The sequence below is a fragment of the Actinocorallia lasiicapitis genome (genome assembly GCF_054778695.1).
On sequence record NZ_BAAGZI010000717.1, the window covers coordinates 1 to 1,374 of the forward strand.

2 protein-coding genes are annotated in these 1,374 nt (G+C 73.6%); one reads left to right on the plus strand and one right to left on the minus strand.

The window, feature by feature from the left end; all coding sequences use genetic code 11:
* A partial coding sequence (locus ACYVE7_RS34070; protein ID WP_460370711.1) for a class I adenylate-forming enzyme family protein occupies window positions 1-791 on the minus strand: 791 nt, incomplete at its 3' end.
* Window positions 792-894: 103 nt separating this feature from the next.
* Between ACYVE7_RS34070 and ACYVE7_RS34075 the strand changes: the two genes are divergently transcribed.
* Window positions 895-1,374, plus strand: a 480-nt coding sequence (locus ACYVE7_RS34075; RefSeq protein ID WP_460370713.1) for a cobalamin-dependent protein, incomplete at its 3' end; no start/stop codon positions are given.

Sequence of the window (1,374 nt, forward strand, 5' to 3'; positions counted from 1 at the left end):
AGGCTCAGGGGGGCGCGTCCGGCGCGGCGGACGAGGGTCAGCAGGGCCTCGGCCAGCGACGGCACCAGCGGCAGGACGCTCGGCCGCTCGGCCTCCAGCCGGGCCAGCAGCGCGGGACCGGCGTCGGCGGGAGTGGCCAGGATCAGTTCCGCCCCGGCCAGGCAGCAGAGGAACACCTGGTAGAGGCCGTAGTCGAAGGACAGCGGCAGGCAGGAGAACACCGTGTCGTCCGGCCGGTAGCCCAGCCGGTCCTGGACGGCCTCCGCCGCGAACACCACCTGGTCGTGCGCCGACACCACGGCTTTCGGCGCCGACGTGCTCCCCGAGGTGTAGATGAGGCTGACCGGGTCGATCGACGGGCAGGGCGAGGCGGGCAGCGGACCGGTCACGGGACCGGCGACGGACCGCTCCAGCGGCGCCCACTCCTGGCCGTCCGGGAGGACCGGATCGTCCCGGCAGGTCAGCACGATCTTCGGAGTGCAGTCCGCGACGACTTCGGCCAGCCGCCGGTCCGGCAGCCGGTCGCTGACCACGACGTACAGCGCGCCGAGCCGGGAGGCGGCGAACACCGCGGCGACGGTCTCCGGCGCGTGCGGCGCGTCGATCAGCACCCGGTCGCCGGCCCGCACCCCCCGGTCGGCCAGCCAGCCGGCGCAGGCGAGGCTGCGGAGCCTGAGTTCGCGGTAGGACCACACGCCGGTGCCGAAGCGGAGAGCGGGCCGGTCCGGTGAGCGTTCGGCCCGGCCGTCGAGGAGATCGTGGACAAGGAACCGTGGGCGAGTCTCCGTCACCGCTCGGATACTAGGAGGCCCGTCAGGGGGCGGCAGCTCAAGAGTGAGCACCGTGCAAAACAGTGCATCCAGCCGCGGGGACGGCGGGATACCTTCCCCTCTCGTGACCGGACACGCAGCTCGATCCACACGCGAACTGGCCGTCGCGGGCGTCGGGGGCGACGCTCACTCCGTCGGTCTCCTCACCCTCGCCAGGGTCCTGACCAGGGCCGGATACCGCGTCCGCTATCTGGCGACGCAGAACACCGTCGACGAACTGTGCGCGGGCGCCGTCGGCGCGGACGCCGTCCTGGTGTCGAACATGGACGGCCACGCCCGCTACTACCTGGCCGATCTCCGCCACTTCCAGGAGCTGCACGGTCTGGACGGCCTGCCCTGGTACCTCGGCGGGAACCCCACGATCGACGCCGACGAGACCGGCCTCGCCGAGCTGCGCGGCCTCGGGTTCCGCCGCGTGTTCCCCGGCTACGTCGATCCGGCCGAGACCGTCGCGATGCTCGACGCCGAACTGGCGGTCGCCGGGACGGGCCGTCCCGGCCTGCTGACGGTCCCGCGCCGACGCCGCGCCGCCGCGTTCCCCGCG